Raw genomic sequence first — 26,926 nt, 5'->3', positions numbered from 1 at the left:
TATGACTTCGCGCGTCCGCGTACAGAGTCATTCCATACCTCCTGCCGTCGGGCCAGTTCGGGCCCGAGACGGAAGAAATTCTTTCCGATCAACCGCTTATCCGGGTTACCCATCGTCATGCCGAAATTCCACCGTATCGCCGCCCTGGGTGTCATGGCTTGCGCTGTTGCCTGGATCGCGACTGGCGAGTTCTCGTCGGTGGGCAGCGCGCAGACTGCCGAGGGTAAGGAATCCCCGACGCCCGAGGCCCCCGCGACCGAAAACACGCCCCTTGTCCGCACTGTCTCGGCGGTGGATGCGGTGTTCGTCGATCACGCCCGCGCCATCCGGCTGTCGGGCATCACCGAGGCCGACAAGCGGGTGGACCTTGCGGCGCGGGCCGACGGGGTGATCGCCTCGCTGGCGATGACCAAGGGCGGTGTCGTCGCGGCGGGGGCTGAAGTCATGACCCTGGAAGGCCCCGAAGCCGTGGCCCAGGAAGAGATTGCCCGCATCGCGCTGGAGCAGAAGGAACGCGACCTCGACGTCGCGCAGAAGCTGTTCGAAGGCGGCAGCACGTCCGAGTCGAACCTGACCAATGCCCGGTCCGCCCGTGACGCCGCCGCTGCCGAGCTTGCCCGCGCCCAAGCCTCGGCCGACCGGCTGCGGCTGAAGGCGCCCTTTGCAGGGGTGGTGGATACCGTATCGGTGGAACTGGGCGAGTGGGTGCAGACCGGCACCCCGGTCGCGACGATCCTGTCGCTGGACCCGATCCTGGTGAAGGCCGAGGTCAGCGAGGTCGACCTTGCCGCCGTTTCCGTGGGATCGACCGCCAAGGTGCGGCTGGTCAACGGGACCGAGATGGATGGCACCGTCCGCCTGGTCGCGCGTGAGGCGTCGGCCCAGACACGGACCTTCCCGGTAGAAATCGCCCTGCCGAACCCCGATCTGACCTTGCCCTCGGGAATGACGGCCGCGGTCTCGCTTTACGCCCAGCCGGTGCGCGCCGTCGTGGTGCCGCGGTCGATCATCACGCTGTCGGACAAGGGTGAGCTTGGCCTGCGCGTCGTGGACAAGGCCAACGTCGCCCAGTTCGCCGCCGTCCAGATCATCGACGACACCGAAGACGGCCTCGTCGTGACCGGAGTGCCCGAAGGCGTCCGCATCATCACCGCCGGGCAGGACCTGGTGCGTGATGGCGACACGGTCGAGGTAGCCCCCGGGGTCGGCCAATGAGGATCGTCGAAACCGCCATAGCCAATGCAAGGCTGACCATCTCGGTCCTTCTCTTCCTGATGCTGGCCGGGACGATGGCCTATGTCTCGATCCCCAAGGAAGCCGAGCCGGATATCCAGATCCCGATCCTCTACGTCAGCATGCTCTACACCGGCATCTCGCCCGAGGACAGCGAGCGGCTGCTTCTGCGGCCGATGGAAACCTCGCTGAAGTCGATCACCGGGATCAAGAAGATGACCTCGACCGCCTATCAGGGCGGGGGCAACGTGCTGATCGAATTCCAGGCCGGGGCTGACCTGAAGAAGGCGCTGGATGATGTGCGCAACAAGGTCGACATGGCGCGGCCCGAGCTGCCCGACGGCGCCGACGAGCCGACGGTGAACGAGGTCAACCTGTCGGAATTCCCCATCCTGGTCATCACCCTGTCCGGCGACGTCCCGGAACGCGTGCTGGCCAAGGTGGGCCGCGAACTGCGCGACCGGCTGGAGGAACTCCCCCCAGTCCTGAACGCCGACCTGCAGGGCGTGCGTGACGATCTGGTCGAAGTGGTGATCGACCCCGGCAAGCTTGCGACCTATGGCTTGCGCCCCGACATCCTGATCGCCGGTTTTGCCGCCGGAAACCAGCTGGTCGCCGCGGGCGCGCTGGAAGGGGCCGAGGGCCGCTATGCGATCAAGGTCCCCTCGCTGCTGGAGACGATCGAGGACGTGGCGAACCTGCCCGTGGTGTCCACCGGGACGGCCACGGTCCGCGTTCGCGACATCGCGGGGATCTTCCCGACCCTGAAAGAGCCCGAGACGGTGACCCGGCTGAACGGCGCCCCAGCCATCGCCATCGAGGTCTCGAAACGCACCGGCGCGAACCTGATCGAGACGGTCGACCAGGTCAAAGCCGTCACCGAAGAGTTCAAGGCGCTGCTGCCCGAAGGCACGGAAGTGACCTTCAGCCAGGACAAGTCCAAGGACATCCGGCAACTGCTGTTCGACCTGCAGAACTCGGTCCTGACCGCAGTGATCCTGGTCTTCATCGTCATCCTTTACGCGCTGTCCGTCCGCGCCTCGATCCTGATCGGCCTCGCCATCCCGGCATCGTTCCTGATGGGGATGCTGGCCCTGTCGCTGTGGGGCTTTACGGTCAACATCGTCGTCCTCTTCAGTCTGATCCTGGCCGTGGGGATGCTGGTCGACGACGCGATCATCGTCACCGAATACGCCGAACGCCGGATGTCCGAAGGCATGGACAAGCGTGAGGCCTTTGCCCAGGCCTCGCACAAGATGGCCGGACCGGTCATCGCCGCCACCACGACGCGGATCGCGGCCTTCTCGCCGCTTCTGTTCTGGCCCGGTATCGTCGGCGAGTTCATGAAATACATGCCGATCACCCTTATCGTGACGCTGTCGGCTTCGCTCGTCTATGCGCTGATCTTCGTGCCGACCTTGGGCGCGCTGATCGCCAAGCCGTTCAAGCACCCGCCCGAACACAAGGACGGGGCCTATATGTGGGTCGTCGGCAAAGCCGTGCGCCATCCGTGGATCATGCTGACCCTTGCCATCAGCCTGCTTGGAGCGGTCCCCTACGCCTATGTTCACTACGGCAAGGGCGTGATCTTCTTCCCCGATGTGGAACCCGAGTTCGGCCTTCTCTACGTCAAGGCGCGCGGCAACCTCTCTATCGCCGAAAAGGACGCGCTCGTCGCACAGGCCGAAGAACGCATCCTGGGCTGGCCGGGGATCGAGACGGTCTACACCCGCACCGGAGCCGGCGGCGGGATGGGGAACGAGGTGGATGCCGACGTGATCGGCACGATCCAGTACGAATTCGTCGACTGGCGTGAGCGCAAGAACGCCAACGCCATCCTCGCGGACCTGCGGGAGGCGATGGTGGGTATCCCTGGCGTGGACATCCAGGTCTCGGTCCCGCAGGCCGGTCCGCCCACCGGAAAGGCGATCCAGATCCAGCTTTCCGCCGACGACCCGACCAACCTGAACGCGGTCGCGCAGCAGGTGGCCGAACGGCTGGCCACGGTTCCCGATGTCATCGACATCTCGAACGGCCTGCCGCCCCCCGGCGTCGACTGGGAGCTGCAGGTCGACCGCGCTGCCGCCTCGCGCTATGGCATCGCGCCCTCGACCGTGGGGGCGATGGTGCAGCTGGTGACGGGGGGGCTGAAACTGTCGGACTACCGCCCAGCCGGAGCCGATGACGCGGTGGACATCGTGCTGCGCCTGCCGCCCGACCAACGCACGATCTCGGCGCTGGATCAGCTGCGCATCCAGACGGCCGAAGGGTCGGTGCCGATCTCGAACTTCGTCACCCGCACCGCCGCCCCCACGACCGGGACGCTGACCCGGCTGGACGGCTCGCGCACGGTGACTGTCCAGGCCGGCATCCGTGAAGGCGTGCAGCCGGACGCGATCTACGCCCAGGTGACCGCCGCGCTGGAGGAGGCGAACCTTGACCAGTACGGCATCCGCTGGAAACTGGCCGGCGAGGATGCCGAACAGGCCGAGGCCGGGGCCTTCCTGTCCAAGGCGTTCGGGGCGGCGATCTTCCTGATCTTCATCGTCCTGCTGGCGCAGTTCAACAACTTCACCTCGGTCTGGCTGGTCCTGTCTGCTGTGGTCATGTCGACGATTGGCGTGCTTCTGGGTCTGATGATCATGGGCCAGCCCTTCACGATGGTGATGACTGGCATCGGGATCATCGCGCTGGCGGGCGTGGTGGTGAACAACAACATCGTCCTGATCGACACCTACGACACCCTGCGCCGCGAGGGCCGCCCCAAGATCGAGGCGATCCTTCAGACCTGCCGCGAACGCGCGCGCCCCGTGGTTCTGACCGCACTCACGGCGATCCTGGGCGTCCTGCCCATCGCCTTCGGCCTGAACATGGAGCTTCTCAGCCACGAGGTCACCATCGGCGCGCCTTCGACCCAATGGTGGATCGCGCTGTCCTCGGCCATCGTCTACGGCCTTGCCTTCGCGACCGTGCTGACGCTGATCATCATCCCGTCGATGCTGATGCTGGTGATGCGGGACGACAACCCCAAGCCCTGGTTCTGGCAACGCCAGAAGCGGCGGGATTGGTTAGCCGAACACCGTCCCGGGAAGCTGCCCGGCCGCACCCAGCCAGCCGAATAGGTCAGTACATCGAGGCGCGGTAGTCCGCTTCCAATCCCTCGTCGATCTTCTGCAGATCAGCGGGGTCCTGCGGCGCGCCGGTGGTCTGGTCCAGGATCATTTTCAGAAGCGACGGCATTTCCGTCCGATCCTGCCGTGCATCGGGGTCCCAAAGCCGCGAGCGGCGGAAGGCCTTGGCGCAGTGCAGGAAGACCTCGGTTACCGTCACCACGATGGCCAGGGTCGGCACGCGGTCGTTGACGGCCATGTGGCGCAGAAGCTCGGGGTCGGTGGACAGCCGCGCCGTGCCGTTGACCCGCAGCGTGTCGTCGAAGCCGGGGACCAGGAACAGAAGCCCCACGTTGGGGTTGGCCAGGATATTTGACAGCGTGTCCAGCCGGTTGTTGCCGGGCCGGTCCGGGATTGCAAGCGTGTGGTCGTCCACCACCTGCACGAACCCCGCCGGATCACCGCGTGGACTGACGTCGGCCTTGCGTCCCGATTCTGGGTGCCGATGGTCAGGAAGGGCGACCGGCGGATGAATTCCCGCGCGTGGGGGTCAAGATGCCTAAGCGACTTTTGCGCCGCCAGGGTGTGGGTTGCGGGATACAGGCTGCGCAAGGCGGCCTCGTCGGCGACGATGTGCTCTGGTTGGTCCCACGTCATTGCCACTGTCCCCTGGTCGCTGTCGCCGACTGTGATAGCGGCGCGCCTGTTCAGGGTCCAGAAATGAAAAGGGGCGGTGTGAACCGCCCCGCTTTCAGTCTCTCTTTGGTGGAGCCAGGGAGGATCGAACTCCCGACCTCTTGAATGCCATTCAAGCGCTCTCCCATCTGAGCTATGACCCCACCGGAGAGAAGCACCGCGCCGTTGCCGCCGCGATGCGGGGTATCTAGGACAGCTCGCCGGGGGGTGCAAGAGGGAAAATCGCCCCTGCTCACCGGCGCTTGGCCTTAGACTTCTTCCTCGTCTCCCGGCACGTCGGCCAGGTCGTCCAGCGAGACGTTGTCGTCCGCGTCGTCTTCCAGAAGATCATCGTCCAGCTCGGCGTCATCGGCGACAGCGCCGTCCAGGAGGACGTCTTCGGTTTCCAGATCCTCGACCAGGACGTCGTCGTCCTTTTCCGGGACGGCCCGCGAAATGACCGAAGCGGCCATCTTGCGGCGCACGGATTCGATGTCCACGACCTCGCCCGTGTAGGGGCTGACGATCGGGGATTTGTTCAGGTCGTAGAAGCGCTTGCCGGTCGTCGGGCAGATACGCTTCGTACCCCATTCTGCTTTGGGCATGGTCATCCCTTTGAGTGGTGGGTAACGGGAAAATGGTCGCTTGCCACAGGCAACGGCGACTGTCAAAGGCTTTCGTCTCCTGGCCGAGGTGGCTATGTTCACCGGAAGTTTCAAGGGGATTTCGCATGGCCATCCTGCCGGGCTCGCCGCCGGTCGAGGTGCATCTGAAACGCTCGGCCCGGGCGCGCCGCTTTTCGCTGCGCGTCTCGCGGCTGGATGGGAAGGTGACGCTGTCTATGCCGGTCCGCGCGCGCGAGGGTGAGGCGCTGGCCTTCCTGAAGGGCAACGAGGACTGGTTGCGCCAGACGCTGTCGGCGATGCCCGGCCCCACGGTGCAGGCGATTGGCCCGGGCACGGCGATCCAGGTCGAGGGGGACCCGCTGGTGCTGACCCCCGCCTCTGGCCGCGGGGTGCGTGCCGAGGGCGGTCTTTTGCTGGTGCCCGGCAGCCCCGAGACGATGGGGCCCCGGGTGGCCGCCTGGCTGAAGGTGCTGGCGCGCGACCGGCTGGCCACCGCCTCCACCCATTATGCGGGGCTGGTTGGGCGGCGGTATACCTCGCTGGCGATCCGGGACACCCGGTCGCGTTGGGGGTCCTGTTCCCCCGACGGGCGGCTGATGTATTCGTGGCGGCTGATCATGGCCCCGCCCGCCGTGCTGGACTATGTCGCCGCGCATGAGGTGGCGCATCTGGTCGAGCTGAACCACTCGCCGGCCTACTGGAGGGTCGTGACGGGGATCTGCCCGGACTGGAAGGACCACCGGGCCTGGCTGAAGACCCACGGCAACACCCTGCACCGGGTGCGCTTTCAGGATTGACCCCTGTGCGGCCGGGGTGCTTCCCTGCACCACATGCTGACCCCGCGTCCCACCGATCCCAATGCTTCCGCGCATGAACGGCTATACCGGTCACTGCGCCAGCAGGTGATGCACGGCGAGCTGGACCCCGGCCAGTCGCTGACACTGCGGGGGCTGGGCAAGACCTATGGCGTCTCGATGACCCCCGCGCGTGAGGCGGTGCGGCGGCTGGTGGCCGAAGGGGCGCTGACCCTGTCCTCGTCGGGCCGCATCTCGACGCCGGAACTGACGCCGGAGCGGATCGAGGAACTGGCGGCGATCCGGGCTTTGCTGGAGCCGGAGATGGCGGCGCGCGCGTTGCCCCGTGCCCACTTCGCGCTGATCGAGCGGCTGACAGCGATCAACCTGATGAACGGCGAGGCGGCGGTCCGGGGGGATGCGGTCACCTATGTCCGCACCAATCTGGAGTTCCACCGCACGCTCTACCTGCGGGCCCAGACCCCGGCGATGCTGGCGATGTGCGAGACGGTCTGGCTGCAGCTGGGGCCGACAATGCGGGCAGTCTATGCGCGGGTGAAGCGGAGAGATCCGCCGATGCATCACCGGGTGATCCTGGCGGCCCTGAAGGCGGGGGATGAACCGGGCCTGCGGCTGGCGGTGCGAACTGACGTGACCCAGGGTCTGCGGCATCTGACGGGGTGAGTGTCCCCGCATGGGCAGGTTTTCGGGGGCAGGCAGATCAAGCGGTTGGGTGTGGGCGTCAGGGATTTGGTAACCTGTCCAGACGCACTTCAGACGGTGAAGCGCCGATTTCTTCGAAGACATCGGACCGGAGCCTTTAAAGGCTGCGCGGCGGCGTTTTGGAAAACTCCGCGCCCGTGATGCCCCTTCCTTGGTGCATCCCTGCACAGATGCCCCTCGCATTTGCGCCTTGGCGCGGCGCCCTCCTCGGCCCATCTTCTGCCCAAGCGAAATCAGGAGACAGCCCATGTCCATCCGTCCCGTCATCGAGACCCGCCGCGCCCAGCCCCATATCGAGGGTGCGGGCGTCCATCTGCACCGCGCCTTCGGCTTCCAGGACCCGACCGAGGCGGACCCGTTTCTGCTGTTTGACGACTTCCGGGGCGATCATCCCCGGGACTACTCGGCTGGCTTCCCCTGGCACCCGCATCGGGGGATCGAGACGATTACCTATGTGCTGGCGGGGACCGTCGAGCATGGCGACAGCCTGGGCAACCGGGGCATTCTGGGGCCGGGGTCGCTGCAACTGATGACCGCCGGGCGGGGCATCCTGCATCAGGAGATGCCGAAGGGTGACGCCAAGGGCCGGATGCACGGCTTTCAGCTGTGGGGCAACCTGCCGCGCGCGCTGAAGATGACCGCGCCGCGCTATCAGGACATGGAGGCTTCGGCTCTGCCAGAGCGGCATGAGGATGACGGCACCAGCATTCGCGTGGTGATCGGTGATTATCGCGGGGTGAAAAGCCCGGTGGACGGCATTGCCGCCGACCCGCAGTATCTGGATGTCTTCGTGCCTGCGGGCAAGCGCAAGACCTTCAAGGTCGACACCCGCCGCCGGGCCTTTGCCTATGTCTTCGAGGGCGCGGGCAACTTCCGCGATGCCGCGCGGCCCGAGGGCGTGCTGCTGGAAAAGGAAGTGCGCGGGCAAGAGGTCAACATCCGTGACCTGTCCGGCAACCGGACGCTGGTGCGCTTTGGCGCGGGCGACGAGGTGACGGTGACGGCGGGGCCGGACGGGGTGCGGTTCCTGCTGATCTCGGGCGCGCCGATCGAAGAGCCGGTCGCCTGGGCCGGGCCGATCGTGATGAACAGCGAGGCCGAGTTGCAGCAGGCCTTCAAGGAGTTGCGCAACGGGACCTTCATCCGCCCGGCACATTGACCGGGCGGCTCGTCGTCGCATTTCATGCGCTCCTCGCGGGGGGGTGACCCCAGCGAGGAGGGACGAAGTCCAACGACGAGCGGTGGTTGCACTGCGCCGCGCCTCCCGGCATGGTGCCCGCGTTCAGTCGCAGGACCGCCGATGTTCGTGAAACCCTCTGGCATGCCCTATTACCGCTTCCTGCGGAGCCTGCACGAGGCCTGCCTGTTCGACTGGTATCTGGAAGTGGGCTGCCGGTCGGGGGAAAGCTTCGCGCCGGTCCGGTCGAAGACCGTGGCTGTGGACCCGTTCTTCCAGGCCGAGATCAACATCATCGGCAAGAAGCCCGCGCTGCATGTCTTCCAGGCGACCAGCGACGATTTCTTTGCCTCTGGTTTCCTGGCGCGGAACGACATCCGACTGGGACTGGCGTTTCTGGACGGGATGCACCTGTTCGAATTCCTGCTGCGCGACTTCATCCACACCGAGGCGGCGATGGCACCCAGCGGAGTGATCCTGCTGCACGACTGCGTGCCCTATGGGCCGGGGATGACGACGCGGGACCTTGCACGCCTGCCGAAAGGGTCCTGGACCGGCGATGTCTGGAAGCTGATCCCGATCCTGCAGCGCTGGCGGCCGGAGTTGACTTTGACAACGCTGGATTGCCGGTCGACGGGGTTGGTCTGTGTCTCGGGTCTGGACCCTGCAAACAGGGTTCTGGCCGACAGTTACGACCGCATCCTTGCCGAGTTTGCCGGAATCGACCTGGAAGCGTTCGGCGTCGAGCGGTTCTTCGGGTCTTTCCAGATGGCCAGCGCGCGGGCCGAGCGGCAGGCGGGGTTCCCGCTGTTCCGCCCGGCCTCGGTCGACGGTGTCGCGCTGGAGCCGGTGCCAGTGACGCCCTAGTCCTGCGCCCGAAGCGTCCCGGCAGGGCGGGCGTTCAGCGGCCGAAGCGCGAAGACAAGCCCCGCCAGAAGGGTGGCAAGGACGCCGCCCACGACGATGCCGATGGCCGAGACGGGTTCGAAGCGGTAGGTCGACTCCATCACAAAGGTCATGACCGCCCAGCCGCTGATGCCACCCGCCACAACGGCCACAACCCCTGCAGCGGCCCCCATCAGGGCGGATCGCAGAGCGAAGCTGGCGAGGATCTTTCCCCGTGTCGCGCCAAGGGTCTTCAGGATCGCGGATTCGTAGATCCGGGCGCGTTCGCCGGCTGCGGCGGCCCCGATGAGGACCACGAAACCGGTGATCAGCGTGCCTGCGGCGGCCCATGCGGTGGCGGTGGCGATGGCCGACAGGGCTTCGGCCACGCGGTCCACCGCCTCACGGATGCCGATGGCGGTGATGTTGGGCCAGGTCTTGGTGACGTCCTTGAGGATTTGCGCCTCGGCTTCGGGGGGCGCGTAGACGGTGGCGATGTGGGTGTGGGGCGCCCCGGCCAAAGCCGAGGGGTTCAGCGTCATCACGAACCCCATCCCGGCGTTCGAGAAGTCGACTTCGCGGAAGGATGTGACCGTGGCGGTCAGGTCGCGGCCCAGGATGTTGACGGTCATCGTGTCGCCAAGTTGCAGGCCGATCTCCTCGGCTTCCTCGGTGGCAAAGCTGATTTGCGGGTCGCCGGTATAGTCCTCGGGCCAGAATTCCCCCGCCGTGATGCGGGTCTTTTCGCCGGGAGTGGCGGCATAGCTGATGCCGCGGTCGCCGCGGACGACCCAGTGATCCCCGGCCACTTCGCGGGCGGGCTTGCCGTTGATCTGGGTGATCACGCCGCGCAGCATCGGGGCGGTCTCCATGTCGGTGACAGCGGGGTTCGCGTTCATCATCGCAAGGAACGGGTCAAGCTGGTCGGGCTGGATGTCGACGAAGAAAAAGGCCGGCGCGCGGGTGGGCAGGTCGGTGGCGATGGCCTGGCGCAGGTTCCAGTCGATCTGGCCCACCGCCGCCAGGACCGACAGGCCAAGGCCAAGGGACAGGACGACCGAGGTGGCGTCTGACCGGGGCGCGCCGATGGCGGCAAGGGCAGCGCGGGTCGCGGGGCGGCCGTGGGTCAGCTTGGTGCGGGCAAGGCGTCTTGCGGCCCAGCGAAGGCCAAGCGCGGCCAGGGCCAGGATGAGGAGGGCGCCAAGCACGCCTCCGGCCGCGCCCAGGGCAAGCTCGGGGATGCCGGACAGCCAGGTGGCGCTGCCGATCAGCGCGACGGAAAGGACGGCAAGGGCGGTGAGGTAGCGTTTGCGGGGCCAGGCGCGGGTGCCGGTGCCGCCGCGGTACAGGGCGGCAGGGCGGATGGTCTCGGTCCGGGCCAGGGGGAGGAGGGTGAAGATCAGGGCAGAAAGGGTGCCGTAGAAGGCGGCCTCCACCAGCGCGCCGGGCGAGAGGCGGATTTCGGCGGGGAAGGGGAGGGAAGCCTCGATCAGCGGGGCGGCAAGAAGGGGGACGATGGCGCCCAGGGCAAGGCCGATGGCGATGCCAAGGGCGGACAGGATCGCGGTTTGCCAGAGGTAGCTGCGGAAGATCAGGCCGCCCTCGGCCCCGAGCGTCTTCAGCGTGGCGATGGTCTCGGTCTTGCCGTCAAGATAGCTGCGGATCGCGGCCGAAATGCCGACTCCGCCAACGGCCAGCCCGGCCAGGCCCACGAGGACCAGGAAGCTGCCGATCCGGTCGACGAAGGATTCGATCCCTGGGGCGGCGCGGCGGCTGTCAGTCCAGCGCATGCCCTTGTCGCGGAAGGTGGTTTCGGCTTCCTCTTCAAGCGCCTGCAGGTCAGACCCTGGGGGCAGGATCAGGCGATAGCGGGTTTCGTACATCGAGCCGCTTGCCAAGAGCCCCGAGTTGGCCAGCGTGTCAGATCGGACAATGGTGCGGGGACCCAAGGTGAAGCCGGTCGAGGCGCTGTCGGGCTCGCGCGTCAGGGCGGCAGTCAGGCGGAACTCTTGCGTGCCAAGGCGGAAGGTGTCGCCGATGGCAAGCGACAGGCGTTCGATAAGGACAGGATCCATGATCGCGCCGGGCACGCCGTTCTGGTCGGCCAGCGCCTCGGCGACGGGGATGGCTGGGTCAAGCTGGGCGGCTCCGGTCAGGGGCCAGGCGGTATCGACGGCCTTGATCTGGGTCAGGGCCTGGTCGTCTGGAACAAGGGCCATCGATCGGAAGTCGTAGACCTCTGACACCTGGGTGGCGATCCGGTCCATATAGGCGCGTTCGTCAGCATCGGCGGTGCGATAGGTGAACCGCATCTCGGCGTCGCCGCCAAGGATGACAGAGCCCTGATCGGTCAGGCCCTGCTGGATACCGGTGCGCAAGGTGCCCACGGCAGCGATGGCCGCAACCCCAAGCGCAAGGCAGGCGAGAAAGACGCGGAACCCGCGCAGGCCGCCGCGCAGTTCCCGGCGGGCGATGGTCAGGGCAAGGCTCATTCGGCGGCCTTGGCGTGCGCTTCGGGCGCCAGAAGGCCGTCAGCAAGGCGGATCACCCGGTCACAACGGGCGGCAAGTTCGGGGGCGTGGGTCACAAGAACCAGCGTGGCACCATGCCGGTCGCGCAGGCCAAAGAGCAGGTCCATGATCGCCTGGCCGTTGACGCCATCAAGGTTGCCGGTGGGTTCATCGGCCAGAAGGATCGCGGGGCGCGGCACGGCGGCGCGGGCCAGAGCCACGCGCTGCTGCTCGCCGCCGGACATCTGGCTGGGGTAGTGGTGCATCCGCGACCCAAGGCCGACCGAGGCCAGTTCCGCCTCGGCCCGGGCGAACGCATCCGCCGCGCCCGCAAGTTCCAGGGGTAACGCCACGTTCTCCAGCGCGGTCATCGTCGGAATGAGGTGGAAGGATTGGAACACAACCCCCATATTCCCCCGACGGAACCGGGCGAGCGCATCTTCGTCCATCGCGGTCAGGTCCTGCCCCAGCGCAAGCACCTTGCCGCCGGTGGCACGCTCCAACCCGCCCATAAGCATGAGGAGCGACGACTTGCCCGACCCCGATGGCCCGATCAGCCCGACCGTTTCGCCCCTGTGGACCGAAAGCGTGATGCCCCTCAGGATGTCCACCGGGCCGGCGTTGCCTGCAAGGGTCAGCCGCGCGTCCGTCAAGGCAAGAACGGGCAGCGCGAGATCGGGATCGGTCATGCAAGGGGTCCTTCGGGCAGGGCTTTCAGTGGGATATGGCGCAGTGCGGCGAATGCGCAATGCTGCATTTGCAGTCTTGTCACTGTCAAGTTTCGCAGTGGCAGAACCGGTCACGATCGTGGCACTGGGCGACAGCCTGACGGCGGGCTATGGGCTGGCGGACCAGACGCAGGGTTTTGTGCCGGTGCTTGAGGGCTGGCTGAAGGCCAAGGGGCAGGATGTCGCGGTGCAGAACGCGGGCGTGTCGGGGGATACGACGGCGGGCGGGCTGGCGCGCGTCGGCTGGGCGCTGGGGCCGGAAACGGATGCGCTGATTGTCACGCTGGGGGGCAACGATCTCTTGCGCGGGATCGACCCGGCGGCCTCGAAGGCCAATCTTGACGGCATCCTGAAGGAGGCGGCCGCACGGAAGCTGCCGGTTCTTCTGGTGGCGATGAAAGCCCCCGGCAACTTCGGGCCAGAGTACAAGGCGGCCTTCGACGCGATGTATGGTGAACTGGCGGCCCAGTACGGCGCGCTTCTGGCGGATGACTTCTTCGCGGGCCTGCGCGCGGCGGGGGCGGACCCGTCCGATCCGGCCTCGCTTGCGGCCTTCATGCAGCCGGATGGGCTGCACCCGAACCCGGACGGCGTGAAGCTGATCGTCGAGGGGTTGGGGCCGAAAGTCGAGGAACTTTTGGCGCAAGTCGCGCCCTGACAGCTGTCTGCCCTCCTTCTGCGTCCCCCGCAGCAGTCGGTCAGGTGTTGCATCCAGCCGCCTGAGGGGCCACCAAGCAAGGCGGAGGTGCTGCATGGCTTGGGAATTCTGGATCGACCGGGGGGGCACCTTTACCGACGTGGTCGGGCGGGCGGCGGATGGGCGGCTGGTCACGGCCAAGCTTCTGTCCGAAAATCCCGAGCGCTATCCCGACGCAGCCATCCAGGGCATCCGCGATTGCCTGGGGCTGACGGTGGGCACGCCGATCCCCGACGCGGCGATTTCGGCCGTGAAGATGGGCACGACGGTCGCGACCAATGCCTTGCTGGAGCGGAAGGGCGAACGGGTCGCGCTGCTGATCACCCAGGGCTTCGGCGACCTGCTGCGCATCGGAACCCAGGCTCGGCCCGCGCTGTTCGATCTGAACATCCAGAGGCCCGATCTGCTTTATGAACAGGTCTTCGAAATCCCGGGGCGGCTGGATGCCGAGGGGGCCGAGGTGTCGCCTCTGGACGAGGCGGCCGTTGTTGCAGCCCTGACCAGCGCGCGGGCAAAGGGCATCGCGGCCGTCGCTGTGGCGCTGATGCACGGGCATGTGAACCCGGTCCACGAGGCGCGAGTGGGGGACCTGGCACAGGAGGCCGGGTTCAGCCAGATTTCCCTGTCACATCAGGTCTCCAAGCTGGCCAAGCTGGTGCCGCGCGGGGATACGACCGTGGTGGACGCCTACCTCTCGCCGATCCTGCGGCGCTATGTGGCGCAGGTGGAAGGTGCGCTGGACATGGGTCGGGCGACCGGACGGCTTTTGTTCATGCAATCGAATGGCGGGCTGACCGAGGCCGGGCGGTTTCAAGGCAAGGATGCGATCCTGTCGGGCCCGGCGGGCGGCATTGTTGGGATGGTGCGGACTGGGGAAGCGGCGGGGTTCGACCGTCTGATCGGCTTTGACATGGGCGGCACCTCGACCGACGTCAGCCATTATGCCGGGGTTTACGAACGATCGTTCGAGACCGAGGTCGCTGGCGTGCGGATGCGCGCGCCGATGATGGATATTCACACGGTGGCTGCAGGCGGTGGGTCGATCTGCGCGTTCCGCGATGGGCGCTTTCAGGTCGGGCCGGAAAGTGCGGGCGCGAACCCCGGCCCGGCAAGCTATCGCCGGGGGGGGCCGCTCACGATCACTGACTGCAACGTGATGCTGGGGCGGCTTCAACCGATGCATTTCCCGGCGGTGTTCGGGCCGGGCGGTGATCAGCCCCTTGACGCCGATGTCGTCAGCCGGAAGTTTGCGGCGCTGGCGCGCGACGTGGCTGCAGCGACGGGGCGGCTGGCCCCGCCCGAAGTGATTGCCGAGGGTTTTCTGCGGATTGCCATCGACAATATGGCCAATGCGATCAAGAAGATAAGTGTCCAGCGCGGCCATGACGTGACGCGATACGCTCTGCAGTGTTTCGGCGGAGCGGGTGGGCAACATGCCTGTGGCGTGGCGGATGCGCTTGGCATGAAAACCGTTTTCATCCATCCGCAGGCTGGAGTGCTGTCAGCTTTCGGCATGGGGCTTGCCCAACTGCGCGCCCTGCGCGAGGTGCAGTTCGATGCACCGCTCACCGCTGTTGCGGAGGCCCAGGCCAAAATTGACGCGCTGGTGGCTGAGGTGGTTGCAGAGCTGTCGGCTCAGGGGATTGCCGCGCCCGAGGTCACCTGCACGGCGCATCTGCGCTATGACGGCCAGCACCAGTCGCTGCCAGTGCCGTTCGGTTTGGCATCCGATATGGAGCAGGCGTTCACAATTGCCCATCAGGTGCGCTTCGGCTTCGCCTCGCCCGAGCGCGCGGTACTGTTCGAAATGCTGACAGCAGAGGCCGCAGGTGGCGGCGCCGAGGTGCCGGACCTTGCTCTGGGCGACGGGGCGGGCCAGCCGGTGGAACAGCTGCGGGTCTGGGCCGGCGGGTGCTGGAAAGAGGTGCCGCTGTACCGCCGCGAAGATTGCGGGATGGCGACGCGGATCGCAGGACCGGCAGTGATCAGCGAGGCGACGGCGACAACGGTGGTCGAGCCGGGCTGGGAAGCGACAGTTGACGGCCAAGCGAACCTGATCCTGCGTCGGGTCACAGTGGTCGCCCGACCCCCGGCGGCAGGAACCGAAGCCGACCCGGTGCTGCTGGAGGTGTTCAACAATCTATTCATGTCTGTGGCCGACCAGATGGGCGCGACTTTGGCGAACACCGCCTGGTCGGTCAACATCAAGGAAAGGCTGGATTTCTCCTGCGCCATCTTCGACTCGAATGGCGACCTGGTGGCCAATGCCCCGCATGTGCCGGTTCATCTGGGGTCGATGTCGCACGCGGTGAAGACGGTCATCGCTGCGGTGGGCGCGACGGCGCAAGCGGGGGATGCCTGGATGCTGAACGCCCCCTGGAACGGGGGAACGCATCTGCCGGACGTCACGGTGATCACCCCGGTTTTCGTGGATGGTCAGGCGGCGTTCTGGCTTGGGTCGCGCGGGCATCATGCCGATATCGGCGGGCGGACGCCCGGCTCGGCCCCGCCGGACAGCACGACCATCGAAGAGGAAGGGGTGGTCATCGACCTTTTTCCACTGGTGGTGCGCGGGACCTTGCGTGAAGCGGAGACGCGGGCGCTGCTTGGCTCGGGGCGCTGGCCCTGCCGATCCATTGACCAGAACATGGCGGACCTGAAAGCGCAGATTGCGGCCAATGAAACCGGACGGACCGAGCTTCTGCGGGTCGTCACCATGCACGGGGCCGAGGTGGTGGCCGCCTACATGGCGCATGTCCAGGCCAACGCGGAAGAGTGTGTGCGGGGCGTCATAGACCGCCTTCATGATGGATCGTTCACCTATCCGATGGATATCGGAACGACCATTCAGGTAAAGGTTTCGGTCAATCACGTGACCCGGTCGGCAGTGGTGGATTTCACCGGGACAAGCCCCCAGCACCGTGGAAATTACAACGCCCCGCAAGCGGTGACGCGAGCGGTGGTGTTGTACGTCTTCCGCACCTTGGTCGGCAAGGCCATCCCGCTGAACGAAGGGTGCCTGAAGCCGCTGACGATCATCGTGCCTCAGGGAACCTTGCTGAACCCGGTGGCGCCGGCCGCGGTGATTGCGGGCAATACCGAGGTCAGCCAGTCGGCCTGCAATGCGCTTTACGGTGCGCTGGGGGTTGTGGCGGCGGCGCAGGGGACGATGAACAACTTCATCTGGGGCAACGACCGCTTCCAGAACTACGAGACCATTGCCGGCGGCACGGGCGCAGGGCCGGGGTTTGACGGCTGCGACGCGGTGCAAAGCCATATGACGAACACCCGGATGACCGACCCGGAAGTGCTGGAGAAGCGCTTTCCGGTGCGCCTGGAAGAGTTCTCGATCCGGCACGGCTCTGGTGGTGCCGGGCTTTGGCGCGGGGGCAATGGGGCCGTGCGGAAGCTGCGGTTTCTGGCCCCGGTGACCGTGACGACGCTGTGCGGCAGCCGAAAGATCCCGCCATTCGGCGGTGAGGGCGGCCAGCCGGGGGCAGTGGGTGAGAACCTGGTCCATTGGCCCGACGGACGCATCGAGCGGCTGGAGGGCAATGACGAACGGGACCTGCCCAAGGGCGCAGTCTTCGAGATGCGGACCCCCGGTGGCGGTGGCTGGGGCGCCTAGTGGGCGTAGGCCGGGTCCTCGACGTCCAGGATCGCGCGCAACTCGCTCAGGTGCGCGTTGGCGAAACCGGGATAGGCCTCCCATTCGCGGGCGGTCTTTTCGGCGACCTCCTCGGACAGGAACCGCAAGGGCCGGCCGGTTTGCAGGGCGCGGATGTAGGTCTCGGCCGCGCGTTCGAAGTAGTAAAGGCGGTTGAACGTCTCGGCCACCGTGCGCCCGATGACGAGGACGCCGTGGTTGCCCATGATCATCGTGGTGATCTTGGGGTCGGCCAGAAGCTGGGCGCAGCGGGCGCCCTCTTGCTCGAACGCCATGCCGCCGTACTGGTCGTCGATGACCTGACGGTTGTGGAACATCGCGGTGTTCTGGTCGATGGCCGGCAGGCGCGAGTCGGCGAGGCTGGCAAGGACGGTGGCGTGGATGGAATGCACATGCATGACGCAGACCGCGTGGGGGCAGGCGCGGTGGATCGACCCGTGCAGGCCCCAGGCGGTGGGGTCCGGCGCGTCGGGGCGGGACATGGTGGTGGGGTCGTTGGCGTCGATTTCGACCAGCGACGAGGCGGTGATGCGGCTGAAGTGGCGGCCATTGGGGTTGATGAGGAACCGGGTGCCTTCGGGGTTCACGGCCAGCGAGAAGTGGTTCGCCACCGCCTCGTGCAACCCAAGCCGGGCGGTCCAGCGGAAGGTGGCGGCAAGGTCCTGGCGCAGGTCCAGGAAAGTCATGTTCGTGTGATGATTCATACAGAGGCCTTTCCGCGAATCGGGCAAGCACCCATTCAAGGGCTGCAATTCGGAACAGAATAGGTTAACAGGACCGCAATGGGTACTTCCGCTGTCATGGGGGGTGAGTCTTGCAACCTGAATGCGGACTGCGGGTGTGGGGCCGGCAACCTTGGCTTGAATGTGGCGCAGTTCGGTAGTTTTTCCTGCAAGTTTCCTTTATTCCGGCGAATGCTCTCCGCATTGTTCAGCGATATTGGCAAAAGGTAGTGGAGGAGTGCGCGTGCAGACATTCATTCAGACCGGCCGCCAGCAGGTTCAGCAGCATAGCCGGGGCGTTCGGGTCATGCTTCTTAGCGACACCTCCAGTGGCCGCACCGCAAGCCGACTGGCTGACTTCGGCAGCCTGGTGGATGTGACAGAGGACCTGGACGAGGCTGTCGCCACGATCCTGGAAGATCCGTTCGGCTATGACCTGTTCGTGATGGACTGCGACGGGTTCGGCGGCGTCGCCGGGGCCGAGAGGGCGATTTCCGCGCTGATCGCGGGTGCAGCCAGGATGCGCGTGATGCTGATCAGCAGCGAGTTCGACGTGCCCGCCTATCCTTTGGGCCGCCGCACGGCGGTCTGCCTGCCCCAGGATGTGTCGGACGCCAGCTTCCGGATCGGTTTCGATCACGTGCTGCGCGACCGCGCCGTGATGACGATGAACTGAAGGGTTGGGGGCGGCGACGAACCGCCCCCGGATGGCTTACGCCAGCGCCAGGTTGGTCGCGCGTTCGCGGCCGTCACGACCGGCTTCGATGTCGAAGGTGACCGGCTGGCCGTCCTTCAGGCTGCGAAGACCTGCACGCTCCAGCGCGGTGATGTGGACGAACACGTCCTTCTTGCCGCCTTCCGGGGCAATGAAACCGTAACCCTTGGTTTCGTTGAACCATTTCACGGTGCCCTTGGCCATCGTGAACTCTCCTGTCTGTCGTCCCGCCCGCGGGATGCGGCGGCTTGGCCCCGTCAGCTTGTGGTCGATTGCTGTGGCCGATGGTCGGAGACAGTGGTCGAAAAGTTAACGTCGCAAAACGAAAGATAGGCAGGTTGCATCGCGATTCCAAGCGAAATTCATGTAAAAAAACGTGGTGTCGGCAGGCTGCGGACAAGCCTTTTCAAGGGGTTGAGGTGGCAGACCGCAACGGACGGTGGGCAGATTGCCCACCCTACGGGCGCGGGGGGCCGGTCCTTGCGCAAAAATCGCTTCACGGCATGGGCGTTTCCCCCTAATCGACCCGGGCAAGAATTGGGGCAAGGTGATGATCTTCACGGTGGCAATCGACGGACCGGCTGCGGCGGGCAAGGGCACGATCAGCCGGGCCGTGGCCGGGCGTTTCGGGTTCCGGCATCTGGACACCGGGCTTCTGTACCGGGCGGTCGGGGTAAAGGGCGGCGACCCCGCCCGGGCCGCGCGGGATCTGACGCCCAAGGACCTCGACCGCGACGATCTGCGCACGCTGGAGGCGGGGCGGGCGGCCAGCCAGGTCGCGGTTCTGCCCGAGGTACGGGCGGCCCTGGTCGCGTTTCAGCGTCGCTTCGCCCGCAGCGAAGGCGGGGCGGTTCTGGACGGGCGCGACATCGGCACGGTGATCTGTCCCGAAGCCGAGGTAAAGCTTTACGTCACCGCCAGCCCCGAAGTCCGCGCCCATCGACGCTGGCTGGAAGTCGGGGGCGACGAAGCCCGCGTTCTGGCCGAAGTGAAGGAACGCGACGCGCGGGACATGGGGCGCGCCGATGCTCCGCTGCGCCCGGCCGAGGATGCGGTGCTGATCGACACCAGCGCGATGGGGATCGACGAGGCGGTGGCGGCAGCCATTGCGGTGGTGGCAGCGCGGCTTGCTGGAACTTGAACCACTGTTGCGGGTTGCCTTGCCAAAGGAGCCTGTCAAATGCCGATCCGATCCTTAGCCGACCTCTGGGACTTCCTGCGCGACCTGAAAGACGAGGTCGACCGCGACCGCGTGCTGGCCGTTGCGGCGGGCGTGACCTTCTACGCCATTCTGGCCATCGTCCCGGCAATCACGGCGCTGATCTCGGTCTTTGGTCTGGTGTTGTCGCCCGCCGAGGTGCCTGGCCTCTTGGCCCCCGTCACCAGTCTGATGCCGGCCGAGGCCGCGACCCTGATCACGGCGCAGGCCGAGCGGATTTCGGGGACGGCCAATGACACGCTGTCGCTGACGGCGCTGATCGCGCTGTTGATTGCGCTGTGGTCGGCGAATGGTGGGACCAAGGCGCTGATCGAGGCACTGGGGATCGCCTACGACGTGAAAGAGACGCGGGGTTTTGTCCGGCTGAACCTGGTCTCGCTGGGCTTCACGCTGGCGGGCATCGGGCTGGTGATCGTGCTGGGCGTCCTTGTCGCGGCGCTGCCCTTCCTGGTCGACCAGCTGGGTCCGGTGGGCGAGGACCTGATTCTGGCCCTGCGCTGGCCTGTCATCCTGGCCTTGCTGCTGGCTGTGCTGGCGGCGATCTACTATTGGGGTCCCGACTGGCCGGAACCCGAATGGGCCTGGATCACCCCCGGCGCGGTGGTGGCCTCGGTCGGGCTGATCGCCGCCTCGGCTGGACTTGGGTGGTACGTCAGCAACTTCGGCAGGTATGACGAGACCTATGGCTCGCTCGCCGCGGTGGTGGTGCTGATGCTGTGGATCTGGCTGTCGACGGTGATGGTGCTTCTGGGCGCCGAGATCAACGCCGAGCTTGAGCGGCGCACGGTCCGGCGCGGCGGGTCGGTGCCTGCTGTCTAGCCCCGCGGCCCGGTTTTCCTTGCCTCATGCAGGCGATGGGATTATAGGCCGCCCATCCTGAAAGGACTCATGCCCACCGGTTTGCCGGGGGCTGGCGTTTTTTTGTTCGGGACAAGACCGGCGGAGCCAACCGCAAGGCCTGTGAAATGACGTGAAAAGGAAACTGATCTATATGTGCGCTAAAGCAACCATGGAAGACTTCGAAGCCCTGTTGAAGGAAAGCTTCGAGATCGACACCCCCGAAGAGGGCACTGTCGTCAAAGGCCGCGTGATCGCCATCGAGGCGGGCCAGGCCATCATCGATGTCGGCTACAAGATGGAAGGCCGCATCGACCTGAAAGAATTCGCCAACCCCGGTGAGCAGCCCAACATCAACGTGGGCGACACTGTGGAAGTCTATCTGGACCGCGTCGAGAACGCTCGCGGTGAAGCCCAGATCAGCCGTGAAAAGGCCCGCCGCGAGGAAGCCTGGGACCGTCTGGAAAAAGCCTATGCCGCCGAGCAGCGCGTCGACGGCGCGATCTTCGGTCGGGTCAAGGGCGGCTTCACGGTCGACCTTGGTGGCGCTGTTGCCTTCCTGCCGGGTTCGCAGGTTGACGTCCGCCCGGTGCGTGACGCTGGCCCGCTGATGGGCATGAAGCAGCCGTTCCAGATCCTGAAGATGGACCGTCGTCGCGGCAACATCGTTGTCTCGCGCCGTGCGATCCTGGAAGAAAGCCGCGCCGAACAGCGCGCCGAAGTCATCGGCAACCTGACCGAAGGTCAAGTCGTCGACGGCGTGGTCAAGAACATCACCGAATACGGTGCGTTCGTTGACCTGGGCGGTGTGGACGGCCTTCTGCACGTCACCGACATGGCCTGGCGCCGCGTCAACCATCCGTCGGAAATCCTGTCGATCGGTGAAACTGTCAAAGTGCAGGTCATCAAGATCAACAAGGAAACCCATCGTATCAGCCTGGGCATGAAGCAGCTTCAGTCCGATCCGTGGGATGCCGTCGAGAAGATGTATGCCATCGGCACGGTCCACAAAGGCCGCGTCACCAACATCACCGATTACGGCGCCTTCGTGGAGCTGGAAGCCGGGGTCGAGGGCCTGGTTCACGTCAGCGAGATGTCCTGGACCAAGAAGAACGTGCACCCCGGCAAGATCGTTTCGACCTCGCAGGAAGTGGACGTCATGGTGCTGGAAATCGACAGCGCCAAGCGTCGCGTTTCGCTGGGCCTGAAGCAGACGCAGCGCAACCCGTGGGAAGTCTTTGCGGAAACGCACCCGGTTGGTTCGTCCATCGAAGGCGAAGTCAAGAACATCACCGAATTCGGTCTGTTCGTCGGCCTCGACAACGACATCGACGGCATGGTCCACCTTTCCGACCTGTCCTGGGACCAGCGCGGCGAAGAAGCCATCCAGAACTACCGCAAGGGCGACACGGTTCAGGCCGCCGTCACCGAAGTCGACGTCGAGAAAGAGCGTATCTCGCTCTCGATCAAGGCTCTGGGCGACGACACCTTCACCGATGCCGTTGATGGCGTGAAGCGGGGGGCGATCATCACTGTCACCGTGACCGCAATCGAAGAAGGCGGCGTTGAGGTTGAATACAACAGCCAGAAGTCCTTCATCCGCCGTTCGGACCTGTCGCGCGACCGCGCCGACCAGCGTCCCGAGCGCTTCCAGGTGGGTGACAAGGTCGACGTGCGCGTGACCAACATCGACCCGAAGACCCGCAAGCTGGGCCTGTCGATCAAGGCGCGCGAGATCGCCGAAGAGAAGGAAGCCGTCGAACAGTATGGCTCGTCCGATTCGGGCGCTTCGCTGGGCGACATCCTTGGCGCGGCCCTGAAGGACCGCAGCTAAGGCGTCCGGGGCTCAAACCCCAGATTGAATGGAAAGGCCCCGCCACACGCGGGGCCTTTTCGTTTTGGCCAAGTCCCGGTTTTTGTTTGCCTGAATTCAAATCCTGCCGCTATAGTCCTGCGAGAACAACAGCGTGGCGGCCGCCTGCCAGGGGCCAGACCACAGGGGGGACTACGGATGATCCGTTCGGAACTGATCCAGAAGATCGCGGATGAGAACCCGCATTTGACGCAGCGCCATGTCGAGCGGATCGTGAACACGGTCTTCGAAGAGATCATCGAGGCCTTGGCCAAAGGCGACCGGGTCGAGTTGCGCGGCTTCGGTGCCTTCTCGGTCAAGGCGCGTGATGCCCGCGTCGGCCGTAACCCCCGCACGGGCGAAGCGGTGAAAGTCGACGACAAGAAGGTGCCGTTCTTCAAGACCGGCAAGCTTCTGCGCGACCGGCTGAACGGCAAGTAACCCCCCTTTGCCTTGCGCCCGGCCCGGATCGGGTCGATATTGGGTCGGAAGCCTGGGGCACCGAACCACATGATCCGCTATCTGAGACTGATCCTTCTGGCCCTTCTGGGCCTGTCGCTTCTGACCGTGGCGCTGGCCAATCGCGCCGTGGTCCCGGTGAGGCTTCTGCCCGAGGACCTGGCGGCGCTGACCGGCCTGACCTGGGCGATGGAGCTGCCGCTGTTCCTGATCATCTTCGGAGGCATCATTGCGGGCGTCCTGATCGGCTTTGTGTGGGAGTGGTTCCGCGAGCATGGCCACCGCGCCACCGCCAGCCAGAAATCCCGCGAAGTGGCCCGGCTGGAGCGGGAACTGGCGGTCCTGAAGGATGCGACCTCGGTTCCGCCGAAGGACGAGGTCCTGGCGCTGCTGGAAAAGCGTTAGGATGGACGTCAGGGTCAAGATCTGCGGGCTGCGGACGGCGGCCGATGTCGCGGCTGTCGCCAAGGCAGGTGCGGCCTATGCCGGGTTCAACTTCTTTCCGAAGTCCCCCCGTTACGTGACACCGGCAGAGGCACGCCTGTTGGCGCTGGAGGCTCCTGACGGCCTGTGCAAGGTCGCGCTGGTGGTCGATGCCGACAATGCGCTTCTGGATGCCATTACAGCCGAGGTGCCGCTGGACATGCTGCAGCTTCACGGCCATGAGACGCCCGCCCGCGTGGCCGAAGTGAAGGCGCGCTACGGTTTGCCGGTGATGAAGGTGATCGGCGTGGCCGCCGAGGCGGACCTGGCAGACCTGCTGGATTACCAGCTGGTGTCGGACCAGATCCTTGTCGACGCCAAGGCCCCGAAGGACGCGGTGCTTCCGGGTGGCAACGGGCTGACCTTCGACTGGCGGCTTCTGGTCGGGCGCAAATGGTTCAAGCCCTGGATGCTGGCGGGGGGGCTGACGCCGGACAACGTGGCGCAGGCGATCCAGCGGACGGGCGCGCGGCAAGTTGATGTCGCCTCGGGCGTGGAAAGCGCGCCGGGAGTGAAGGACGCCGCCAAGATCGCAGCCTTCGTCGCGGCGGCGGGCTGACCTGCCGTGAGCTACTTCGCCAACCGCAGTTTCAACCTGGTCTATGTGCATGCCGCCCTGCAGGCGTTCGCGTCCTATGGGGGTGAGGCCTTTGCTTTCGTCTACCTTCTGAAGGCAGGCATCCCTGCGCCGCTGGTCCTTTTGGCCATCGGGGCGATGTTCGGCAGCCGGATGATCTTTCGCCAGCTCGTGCTGCCGCTGGTCCGGCGCGTGGGCCTTCGCCGCGCGCTGGTGGTGGCTATCCTGGCCGAGGCGGCGACCTACCCGATCCTGTCGCAGATCACCGGGACCGGCTGGCTTCTGTTTGGCTACCTCGCGCTTTGGGCGTTGAGCAGTTCGCTTTACTGGACAACCTATCATTCCTACGTGGCACTGATGGGCGACAACCATGCGCGCGGCAAGCAGACCAGCGCCATCGAGCTGATCGGCATGGGCATGGGCATCCTTGCCCCGGTGGTGACGGGTGTCCTTCTGACCGCCTTCTCGCCCATCGTCGCCTTCGGGACGGTGGCTGCCGCGATGGCGCTGTCAACAGTGCCGGTGCTTCTGGGGCCGGAGGTGGCCGTGGCACCCCAAGCCGAGATGCCGCGCGAGGCGCGGGTTGCGGCACGGACGATCCTGTTCGCCGACGGCCTCCGCAGCGGGTCGTTTCACTTCACCTGGCTCATCGCGCTGTTCCTGACGCTTGGGTCGAACTACGCGGCCTTTGGCGGCGCGATGGCCCTGAGCGGTCTGGTCGGCGCGGTGGGCGGGTTGTTCCTGGGGCGGGCCATCGACCTGGGGAGGGGGCTGGGCGCCGCGCAGATCGGCTTTGCGGCGCTGGGGATCGCGGCGGTGGCGCGGATGTTCGGCTGGCCGGTGCCGGTCCTTGCGGTCGCGGCCAATGCGGCGGCGGCTCTGGCCTGGCCGCTTTATGCCACGGCCTTCAACGCGCGGGTCTACAACATGGCGCGGCAGTCGCCCTGCCCGCTGCGGTTCCACATTGTCGCCGAGGGCGGCTGGGACCTTGGGACATGCCTCTCCTGCCTTGCGGCGGCGGCGCTTCTGTACATGGGCTTCGACTTCCATCTGCCCTTGGCCATCGGTGTCCTCGCCTGCGGCTTGGGCTACCTGACGATTGCCCGCACCTTCCGTCCCACCGCCCAACCCGCGCAGTGAGGCCTTTCCGAACCGCTGCAGGGGCGCTACATCGGAACCAATGGAACGATGGGGAAGATCATGGCCGAGGATGGATTGAACAGCTTCATGACGGGGCCGGACGAACAGGGCCGCTTCGGCCTTTTCGGCGGGCGGTTCGTCAGTGAAACCCTGATGCCGCTGATCCTGGAACTGGAAGAGCGCTACAATTTCGCCAAGACCGACCCGACTTTCTGGGCCGAGATGGACGATCTGTGGAAGCACTACGTCGGGCGGCCCTCGCCCCTGTATTTCGCGCCGCGGCTGACCGAACACCTGGGCGGTGCCAAGGTCTACATGAAGCGCGACGAGCTGAACCATACCGGCGCGCACAAGATCAACAACGTGCTGGGCCAGATCATCCTGGCGCGGCGGATGGGCAAGACGCGGATCATCGCCGAAACCGGCGCGGGGCAGCATGGCGTGGCGACGGCCACGGTCTGCGCCAAGTTCGGGCTGCAGTGCGTGGTCTACATGGGCGCGCATGATGTCGAACGGCAGGCGCCGAACGTCTTCCGGATGAAGCTTCTGGGGGCCGAGGTGATCCCCGTCACCTCTGGCCGCGGCACACTGAAGGACGCGATGAACGACGCGCTGCGCGACTGGGTGACCAACGTGCGCGACACCTTCTATTGCATCGGCACGGTGGCGGGGCCGCATCCCTATCCGGCGATGGTGCGCGACTTCCAGTCGATCATCGGCAAGGAAGTCCGCTGGCAGCTGGAGGAGCAGGAGGGCGCAGGTCGCCTGCCCGACGTCCTGGTCGCGGCCATTGGCGGTGGGTCCAACGCGATGGGGCTGTTCTACCCGTTCCTCGACGACAAGTCGGTGCGGATCGTGGGGGTCGAGGCAGGCGGCAAGGGCGTCGATGACCGGATGGAACATTGCGCCAGCCTGACCGGCGGGCGGCCGGGCGTGCTGCATGGCAACCGGACCTACCTTCTTCAGGATGCCGATGGGCAGATCCTGGAGGGTTTCAGCATCAGCGCGGGCCTCGACTATCCCGGCATCGGGCCGGAACATTCCTGGCTGCATGACGTGGGCCGCGCCGAATATGTGTCGATCACCGACGCCGAGGCGCTGGAGGCGTTCCAGCTGTGCTGCAAGCTGGAGGGAATCATCCCGGCGCTGGAGCCTTCCCATGCGCTGGCGCAGGTCATGAAGCTGGCCCCGACGCTGCCCAAGGACCAGATCATCGTGATGAACATGTGCGGCCGGGGCGACAAGGACATCTTCACGGTGGCCAAGCACCTTGGTTTCCAGATGAAGGTCTGACGGCCCTAAACTTTCGACTGATCAAGGCCCGTGGCACCCTGCCGCGGGCCTTTCGCATTTCGGCGATTCGGGGCTGCGGCGGGCGTCCCCCCTCGCCACAACGCGGCTTGGCCGGGTCTGGCAGGGGATTTGGCGTAAACCTGGGTTTATTGCCGCAAACCGCCGGCCTAGGCCCCATCCCCTAAACCGCCGTGCAATGGTAAGCCCGGCCGGGATGCGGCTTTCTCCTCTCATGCTCTCGACGGTGGTCATGCGGCCCCTGGACGAGCTGGACCCGCAACCCGAGGAGATCACCTGATGAAGCTGAGAACCAAACTCCTGACCTATACCGCCGCACTTGCCCTTTCGGCCGGTGCCGCGTTCGCCGCGATCGATGGCGTCAAGCTGGCCGATGACTACCTGGCCCAGGGCTACACGTTCGTGGAAGTGAAGATCGGCCCGACCCAGACCAAGGTCGAGGCGATCAGGGACGGCCGCAAGGTCGAGGTCGTCTATGACAACGCGACCGGAGAGATCATCAAGCAGGAAAACGAGGCAGCGGACAGCGATGACGCGGGCCGCACCGGCAAGGACGTGAAGACTGTCCGCAAGGACTTCGAGGACGGCGATGATGACGACGACGATGATGATGACGATCATGGCTCGGACCATGACGATGACGATGATGATGATGATGATGACGACAGCAACGACGACCGCGATGACGACAATGGCGGCGACCGTGACGACGACCGTGACGACGACAAGGACGACAACTGAGGTCGCACTCTGACCTGCGGTCGGGCCCCCGGCTTGGCGGGGGCC

At 65.9% G+C, this 26,926-nt stretch carries 24 protein-coding genes and 1 tRNA gene; 18 read left to right on the top strand and 7 right to left on the bottom strand.

The features are described from left to right. Nucleotides 1-117 precede the first annotated feature (117 nt). Together U1E69_RS18835 and U1E69_RS18830 are read left to right on the top strand one after the other, a co-directional pair. The gene (locus U1E69_RS18835; RefSeq protein WP_322245955.1) at nt 118-1,215 is read left to right on the top strand and encodes an efflux RND transporter periplasmic adaptor subunit; all 1,098 of its coding nucleotides are present in this window, start codon (nt 118-120) and stop codon (nt 1,213-1,215) included. Next, complete coding sequence (locus U1E69_RS18830) at nt 1,212-4,355, top strand: efflux RND transporter permease subunit (protein WP_322245954.1); 3,144 nt, start codon at nt 1,212-1,214, stop codon at nt 4,353-4,355. The genes U1E69_RS18835 and U1E69_RS18830 overlap by 4 nt, the downstream gene beginning before the upstream one ends. A 1-nt stretch (nt 4,356) precedes the next feature. Here the strand turns inward: U1E69_RS18830 and U1E69_RS18825 are convergent, their stop codons facing one another. The 3 genes from U1E69_RS18825 to U1E69_RS18815 all read right to left on the bottom strand — a co-directional run bounded on the left by U1E69_RS18825 (nt 4,357) and on the right by U1E69_RS18815 (nt 5,623). After that, nucleotides 4,357-4,779 (bottom strand): MSMEG_1061 family FMN-dependent PPOX-type flavoprotein, encoded by a 423-nt coding sequence (locus U1E69_RS18825; protein WP_322245953.1) that lies wholly within the window; start codon nt 4,777-4,779, stop codon nt 4,357-4,359. Nucleotides 4,780-5,106: 327 nt separating this feature from the next. Next, nucleotides 5,107-5,182, bottom strand: a tRNA-Ala gene (locus tag U1E69_RS18820). Nucleotides 5,183-5,287: 105 nt separating this feature from the next. After that, entirely contained in the window at nt 5,288-5,623 is a 336-nt protein-coding gene (locus tag U1E69_RS18815; RefSeq protein WP_322245952.1) for a TIGR02300 family protein, read from the bottom strand. Nucleotides 5,624-5,748: 125 nt separating this feature from the next. Here U1E69_RS18815 and U1E69_RS18810 point away from each other — a divergent pair, with 125 nt between their 5' ends. From U1E69_RS18810 to U1E69_RS18795, 4 genes are all read left to right on the top strand, one after another. Then, nucleotides 5,749-6,441 carry a SprT family zinc-dependent metalloprotease gene (locus U1E69_RS18810; protein WP_322245951.1) on the top strand — a complete coding sequence of 231 codons (693 nt, stop codon included), beginning with the start codon at nt 5,749-5,751 and terminating at the stop codon, nt 6,439-6,441. A gap of 33 nt (nt 6,442-6,474) precedes the next feature. After that, nucleotides 6,475-7,122 (top strand): GntR family transcriptional regulator, encoded by a 648-nt coding sequence (locus tag U1E69_RS18805; RefSeq protein WP_322245950.1) that lies wholly within the window; start codon nt 6,475-6,477, stop codon nt 7,120-7,122. A 286-nt stretch (nt 7,123-7,408) separates the two neighbouring features. Next, nucleotides 7,409-8,320 carry a pirin family protein gene (locus tag U1E69_RS18800; protein ID WP_322245949.1) on the top strand — a complete coding sequence of 304 codons (912 nt, stop codon included), beginning with the start codon at nt 7,409-7,411 and terminating at the stop codon, nt 8,318-8,320. 141 nt (nt 8,321-8,461) lie between these two features. Further along, complete coding sequence (locus U1E69_RS18795) at nt 8,462-9,205, top strand: class I SAM-dependent methyltransferase (RefSeq protein WP_322245948.1); 744 nt, start codon at nt 8,462-8,464, stop codon at nt 9,203-9,205. On the opposite strand, the gene U1E69_RS18790 is transcribed toward U1E69_RS18795, so the two are convergent. After that, a complete protein-coding gene (locus U1E69_RS18790; protein ID WP_322245947.1) occupies nt 9,202-11,715 on the bottom strand; it encodes an ABC transporter permease in 2,514 nt (837 codons plus the stop codon). The genes U1E69_RS18795 and U1E69_RS18790 overlap by 4 nt on opposite strands. After that, nucleotides 11,712-12,422 carry an ABC transporter ATP-binding protein gene (locus U1E69_RS18785; RefSeq protein ID WP_322245946.1) on the bottom strand — a complete coding sequence of 237 codons (711 nt, stop codon included), beginning with the start codon at nt 12,420-12,422 and terminating at the stop codon, nt 11,712-11,714. The genes U1E69_RS18790 and U1E69_RS18785 overlap by 4 nt, the downstream gene beginning before the upstream one ends. A gap of 52 nt (nt 12,423-12,474) precedes the next feature. Between U1E69_RS18785 and U1E69_RS18780 the strand changes: the two genes are divergently transcribed. Then, nucleotides 12,475-13,119 carry an arylesterase gene (locus U1E69_RS18780; RefSeq protein ID WP_322245945.1) on the top strand — a complete coding sequence of 215 codons (645 nt, stop codon included), beginning with the start codon at nt 12,475-12,477 and terminating at the stop codon, nt 13,117-13,119. A 94-nt stretch (nt 13,120-13,213) separates the two neighbouring features. After that, nucleotides 13,214-16,786 (top strand): hydantoinase B/oxoprolinase family protein, encoded by a 3,573-nt coding sequence (locus U1E69_RS18775; RefSeq protein WP_322245944.1) that lies wholly within the window; start codon nt 13,214-13,216, stop codon nt 16,784-16,786. Here U1E69_RS18775 and U1E69_RS18770 read toward each other — a convergent pair. After that, nucleotides 16,783-17,511 carry a class II aldolase and adducin N-terminal domain-containing protein gene (locus U1E69_RS18770; protein ID WP_322245943.1) on the bottom strand — a complete coding sequence of 243 codons (729 nt, stop codon included), beginning with the start codon at nt 17,509-17,511 and terminating at the stop codon, nt 16,783-16,785. The genes U1E69_RS18775 and U1E69_RS18770 overlap by 4 nt on opposite strands. A 280-nt stretch (nt 17,512-17,791) precedes the next feature. On the opposite strand from U1E69_RS18770, the gene U1E69_RS18765 reads away from it, so the two are divergent. Beyond that, complete coding sequence (locus tag U1E69_RS18765) at nt 17,792-18,223, top strand: hypothetical protein (RefSeq protein WP_322245942.1); 432 nt, start codon at nt 17,792-17,794, stop codon at nt 18,221-18,223. 36 nt (nt 18,224-18,259) lie between these two features. Here U1E69_RS18765 and U1E69_RS18760 read toward each other — a convergent pair whose 3' ends face one another. Beyond that, nucleotides 18,260-18,466 (bottom strand): cold-shock protein, encoded by a 207-nt coding sequence (locus tag U1E69_RS18760; RefSeq protein ID WP_322245941.1) that lies wholly within the window; start codon nt 18,464-18,466, stop codon nt 18,260-18,262. Between the two features lie 346 nt (nt 18,467-18,812). Between U1E69_RS18760 and U1E69_RS18755 the strand changes: the two genes are divergently transcribed. From U1E69_RS18755 to U1E69_RS18715, 9 genes are all read left to right on the top strand, one after another. Beyond that, entirely contained in the window at nt 18,813-19,403 is a 591-nt protein-coding gene (locus tag U1E69_RS18755; protein ID WP_322245964.1) for a d(CMP) kinase, read from the top strand. A gap of 39 nt (nt 19,404-19,442) precedes the next feature. Next, the gene (locus tag U1E69_RS18750) at nt 19,443-20,300 is read left to right on the top strand and encodes a YihY/virulence factor BrkB family protein (RefSeq protein WP_322245940.1); all 858 of its coding nucleotides are present in this window, start codon (nt 19,443-19,445) and stop codon (nt 20,298-20,300) included. Nucleotides 20,301-20,472: 172 nt separating this feature from the next. After that, nucleotides 20,473-22,152, top strand: coding sequence for a 30S ribosomal protein S1 (rpsA, locus tag U1E69_RS18745; RefSeq protein WP_322245939.1), 1,680 nt, complete (start codon nt 20,473-20,475; stop codon nt 22,150-22,152). Between the two features lie 177 nt (nt 22,153-22,329). Next, nucleotides 22,330-22,611, top strand: coding sequence for an integration host factor subunit beta (gene ihfB / locus U1E69_RS18740; protein ID WP_294983597.1), 282 nt, complete (start codon nt 22,330-22,332; stop codon nt 22,609-22,611). Between the two features lie 69 nt (nt 22,612-22,680). Next, nucleotides 22,681-23,034, top strand: a complete 354-nt coding sequence (locus tag U1E69_RS18735) for a LapA family protein (protein WP_322245938.1) — start codon at nt 22,681-22,683, stop codon at nt 23,032-23,034. Between the two features lies 1 nt (nt 23,035). Then, a complete protein-coding gene (locus U1E69_RS18730) occupies nt 23,036-23,671 on the top strand; it encodes a phosphoribosylanthranilate isomerase (RefSeq protein ID WP_322245937.1) in 636 nt (211 codons plus the stop codon). Between the two features lie 6 nt (nt 23,672-23,677). Then, the gene (locus tag U1E69_RS18725; RefSeq protein WP_322245936.1) at nt 23,678-24,829 is read left to right on the top strand and encodes a hypothetical protein; all 1,152 of its coding nucleotides are present in this window, start codon (nt 23,678-23,680) and stop codon (nt 24,827-24,829) included. A 60-nt stretch (nt 24,830-24,889) separates the two neighbouring features. Then, nucleotides 24,890-26,122 (top strand): tryptophan synthase subunit beta, encoded by a 1,233-nt coding sequence (gene trpB / locus U1E69_RS18720; protein WP_322245935.1) that lies wholly within the window; start codon nt 24,890-24,892, stop codon nt 26,120-26,122. Nucleotides 26,123-26,419: 297 nt separating this feature from the next. Next, nucleotides 26,420-26,881: a PepSY domain-containing protein gene (locus tag U1E69_RS18715; RefSeq protein ID WP_322245934.1), complete on the top strand. Its 462-nt coding sequence runs from the start codon at nt 26,420-26,422 to the stop codon at nt 26,879-26,881. Nucleotides 26,882-26,926 lie beyond the last annotated feature (45 nt).

The sequence above is a fragment of the Tabrizicola sp. genome, assembly GCF_034366665.1.
Classification (GTDB): domain Bacteria; phylum Pseudomonadota; class Alphaproteobacteria; order Rhodobacterales; family Rhodobacteraceae; genus Tabrizicola.
The sequence above is the reverse complement of the archived record's forward strand: the minus strand, read 5'-3'. Positions and strand labels throughout refer to the sequence as shown.